Below are 4,980 nucleotides of genomic sequence, written 5' to 3' on the forward strand. Positions count from 1 at the left end.
AGGCCCCGCACTGTGGTGCGGGGCCTGGCTTGTTCTAAGTGGGTTGTGCGGCGGCGTCCTACTCTCCCACCCACTGGCGTGGGCAGTACCATCGGCGTGTGGAGGCTTAACTTCCGGGTTCGGAATGGGACCGGGTGTTTCCCTTCAGCCATGGCCACCGGCACAAGATTATGGGACCACGTCCCTCGACCTGGGTCGAGGGGGTGGTGTTGTCAGGGGCTCCTGGACCAGCACCCCCTGGGGGGGTGTGGTGGTTCAGAGCCGCACAGTGGATATGCGCGATCGTTTGTAGATTGTTGTGAGGGCAAGCCCTCGGCCTATTAGTACCGGTCAGCTCCGCACCTTGCAGTGCGTCCACGTCCGGCCTATCAACCCGATGGTCTATCGGGGGCCTTACCAGATTCATCTGTGGGAACCCTCATCTTGAAGTGTGCTTCCCGCTTAGATGCTTTCAGCGGTTATCACATCCCGACGTAGCCAACCAGCCATGCTCCTGGCGGAACAACTGGCACACCAGAGGTCAGTCCGTCTCGGTCCTCTCGTACTAGAGACAGCTCTTCTCAAGATTCCTGTGCGCGCAGCGGATAGGGACCGAACTGTCTCACGACGTTCTAAACCCAGCTCGCGTGCCGCTTTAATGGGCGAACAGCCCAACCCTTGGGACCGACTCCAGCCCCAGGATGCGACGAGCCGACATCGAGGTGCCAAACCATGCCGTCGCTGTGAGCGCTCGGGCAAGATCAGCCTGTTATCCCCGGGGTACCTTTTATCCGTTGAGTGACGGCGCTCCCACGAGCCACCGTCAGATCACTAGTCCCGACTTTCGTCCCTGCTCGACATGCCTGTCTCACAGTCAAGCCCCCTTGTGCACTTGCACTCAACACCTGATTACCAACCAGGATGAGGGAACCTTTGGGCGCCTCCGTTACCTTTTAGGAGGCGACCGCCCCAGTCAAACTACCCATCAGGCACTGTCCCTGAACCGGATCACGGTTCCAGGTGAGATAACCAGAACGACCAGAGTGGTATTTCAACAATGACTCCACAACCACTGGCGTGGCTGCTTCACAGTCTCCCACCTATCCTACACAAGTCGCACCGATCACCAATACCAAACTATAGTAAAGGTCCCGGGGTCTTTCCGTCCTGCTGCGCGTAACGAGCATCTTTACTCGTACTGCAATTTCGCCGAGTTCATGGTGGAGACAGTAGGGAAGTCGTTACTCCATTCGTGCAGGTCGGAACTTACCCGACAAGGAATTTCGCTACCTTAGGATGGTTATAGTTACCACCGCCGTTTACTGGGGCTTAAGTTCACCGCTTCACACCCGAAGGTGATGACAGTTCCCCTTAACCTTCCAGCACCGGGCAGGAGTCAGTCCGTATACATCGTCTTACGACTTAGCACGGACCTGTGTTTTTAGTAAACAGTCGCTTCCCCCTGGTCTCTGCGACCCTCACTGCTACCAGCCGCACGGGCTGTACACAGTTCGGGCCCCCCTTATCCCGAAGTTACGGGGGTATTTTGCCGAGTTCCTTCACCATGATTCTCTCGATCGCCTCGGTATACTCTACCAATCCACCAGTGTCGGTTTAGGGTACGGGCGGTACAACACCTCGCTCACGAAGCTTTTCTCGGCAGCACAGGATCACTCACTCACCCACACTGTGGGCTCGCCATCATGCCTCAACCATATGTCCGGCGGATTTACCTACCAGACGGTCCACACATTTAGCCCCAGACAACCATCGCTGGGGTTGAGCTACCTCACTGCGTCCCTCCGCAGCTTGCCTACTACATGATCGGTTCACACACTCACCACCACACAAGACCTCAAAGAGACCCCACGCGGTGACTCGCACGCTTAGCATCACACGCCTCGACACGGACGGTGTTACACCGGTACCAGAATATCAACTGGTCGTCCATCGACTACGCCTGTCGGCCTCGCCTTAGGTCCCGACTCACCCAGGGCAGATTAGCTTGACCCTGGAACCCTTGGATATTCGGCGGACGGGTTTCTCACCCGTCATTCGCTACTCATGCCTGCATTCTCACTCGTATCAATTCCACGACAGGTCACCCCACCGCTTCACCACTGATACGACGCTCCCCTACCCAGTCGACCACAAGGACCGACTGCCACAGCTTCGGCGGATGGCTTGAGCCCCGCTACATTGTCGGCGCGGAATCACTTGACCAGTGAGCTATTACGCACTCTTTCAAGGATGGCTGCTTCCAAGCCAACCTCCTGGTTGTCACCGCAACTCCACATCCTTTTCCACTTAGCCACCCCTTAGGGGCCTTAGCTGATGATCTGGGCTGTTTCCCTCTCGACGACGAAGCTTATCCCCCGCCGTCTCACTGCCGTGCTCTGCGTACCGGCATTCGGAGTTTGGCTGATTTCGGTAAGCTGATAGGCCCCCTAGACCATCCAGTGCTCTACCTCCGGCACGGACCACACGACGCTGCACCTATATGCATTTCGGGGAGAACCAGCTATCACGGTGTTTGATTGGCCTTTCACCCCTATCCACAGCTCATCCCCTCCATTTTCAACTGAAGTGGGTGCGGACCTCCACGACGTCTTACCGTCGCTTCATCCTGGCCATGGATAGATCACACCGCTTCGGGTCCAGAGCACGCGACTGTCGCCCTTATCGGACTCGCTTTCGCTACGACTACCCCACACGGGTTAACCTCGCCACGCACCACTGACTCGCAGGCTCATTCTTCAAAAGGCACGCCGTCACCTGCCCAAAGGCAGGCTCCGACGGATTGTATGCGGCCGGTTTCAGGTACTCTTTCACTCCCCTCCCGGGGTACTTTTCACCATTCCCTCACGGTACTATCCGCTATCGGTCACCAAGGAGTATTCAGGCTTGACGGGTGGTCCCGCCAGATTCACGCGAAATTTCACGAGTTCCGCGCTACTTGGGGTGACTCTCACCAGTGGTGCACTCACGTCTACGGGACTCTCACCCACTCCGGTACGCCTTCCCAGACGATTCGACTTCACACACCATTTCTCACTGGTCCGCCTGACGGCAGTCAGACACGAAAGACCCCACAACCCCGCACGTGCAACGCCTGCCGGCTTGAACACACACACGGTTTGGCCTCATCCGCTTTCGCTCGCCACTACTCACGGAATCACTATTGTTTTCTCTTCCTACGGGTACTGAGATGTTTCACTTCCCCGCGTTCCCTCCCACACCCCTATACATTCAGGGCAGGGTCACCGGACATGACTCCGGCAATTCAAGGTTTCCCCATTCGGACATCCCCGGATCACAGTTCGTTTACCAACTCCCCAGGGCTTATCGCAGGTTACAACGTCCTTCATCGGCTCTTGGTGCCAAGGCATCCACCGACCGCACTCAGTAGCTTGCAATACACATACAAAATTCTACAAAGATGCTCATATCCACTGTACAGTTCTCAACCACCACACCAGACACCCACCACACGAACCCGAAGACCCGCGCAGCCGAGGAGCCGGCCAGACACCACACACACGTGCGTGATACCCCAGAACCCCAACAGTGCGCCCAAAATTTCAGTCAACATTCCACAGAAGCACCACCACCAGGAAACCCCGGCAGCAGCATCAACCCCCCGCCCACCACACGGTGAGCACAGGGCCCATGAAAGCTCCTTAGAAAGGAGGTGATCCAGCCGCACCTTCCGGTACGGCTACCTTGTTACGACTTAGTCCTAATTACCAGTCCCACCTTCGACGGCTCCCCCCACAAGGGTAGGGCCACCGGCTTCGGGTGTTACCGACTTTCATGACTTGACGGGCGGTGTGTACAAGCCCCGGGAACGTATTCACCGCAGCGTTGCTGATCTGCGATTACTAGCGACTCCGACTTCATGGGGTCGAGTTGCAGACCCCAATCCGAACTGAGACCGGCTTTTTGAGATTCGCTCCACCTCACAGTGTCGCAACTCTTTGTACCGGCCATTGTAGCATGCGTGAAGCCCTGGACATAAGGGGCATGATGACTTGACGTCATCCCCACCTTCCTCCGAGTTGACCCCGGCGGTCTCCACTGAGTCCCCAACCGAATTGCTGGCAACAGTGGACGAGGGTTGCGCTCGTTGCGGGACTTAACCCAACATCTCACGACACGAGCTGACGACAGCCATGCACCACCTGTGAATCGGCCCACAAGGGGGGCGGCCATCTCTGACCGTTACCAATCCATGTCAAACCCAGGTAAGGTTCTTCGCGTTGCATCGAATTAATCCGCATGCTCCGCCGCTTGTGCGGGGCCCCGTCAATTCCTTTGAGTTTTAGCCTTGCGGCCGTACTCCCCAGGCGGGGTACTTAATGCGTTAGCTACGGCACGGAATCCGTGGAATGGACCCCACACCTAGTACCCACCGTTTACAGCGTGGACTACCAGGGTATCTAAGCCTGTTTGCTCCCCACGCTTTCGCTCCTCAGCGTCAGGAAAGGTCCAGAGAACCGCCTTCGCCACTGGTGTTCCTCCTGATATCTGCGCATTCCACCGCTCCACCAGGAATTCCATTCTCCCCTACCTTCCTCAAGTCAACCCGTATCGAAAGCACGCCCAGGGTTAAGCCCCAAGTTTTCACTTCCGACGCGATCAACCACCTACGAGCTCTTTACGCCCAATAAATCCGGACAACGCTCGCACCCTACGTATCACCGCGGCTGCTGGCACGTAGTTAGCCGGTGCTTCTTCTCCAGGTACCGTCAAACCCCGAAAGGCCCTTCGTCCCTGGTGAAAGCGGTTTACAACCCGAAGGCCGTCATCCCGCACGCGGCGTTGCTGCATCAGGCTTTCGCCCATTGTGCAATATTCCCCACTGCTGCCTCCCGTAGGAGTCTGGGCCGTATCTCAGTCCCAATGTGGCCGGTCACCCTCTCAGGCCGGCTACCCGTCGACGCCTTGGTGAGCCACAACCTCACCAACAAGCTGATAGGACGCGAGTCCATCCACCACCGC

General features: G+C 57.3%; 3 rRNA genes. All 3 read right to left on the reverse strand.

The annotated features are described in order from the left end of the window. Positions 1–45 precede the first annotated feature (45 nt). Positions 46–162, reverse strand: a 5S ribosomal RNA gene (rrf, locus tag G554_RS0109345). Positions 163–300: 138 nt separating this feature from the next. Beyond that, a 23S ribosomal RNA gene (locus tag G554_RS0109350) occupies positions 301–3,395 on the reverse strand. Between the two features lie 268 nt (positions 3,396–3,663). Further along, positions 3,664–4,980: ribosomal RNA gene (locus G554_RS0109355) — 16S ribosomal RNA — on the reverse strand; the annotation flags it as partial.

Origin of the sequence: Acidipropionibacterium thoenii DSM 20276, assembly GCF_000423445.1 — a bacterium.
Lineage (GTDB): Bacteria > Actinomycetota > Actinomycetes > Propionibacteriales > Propionibacteriaceae > Acidipropionibacterium > Acidipropionibacterium thoenii.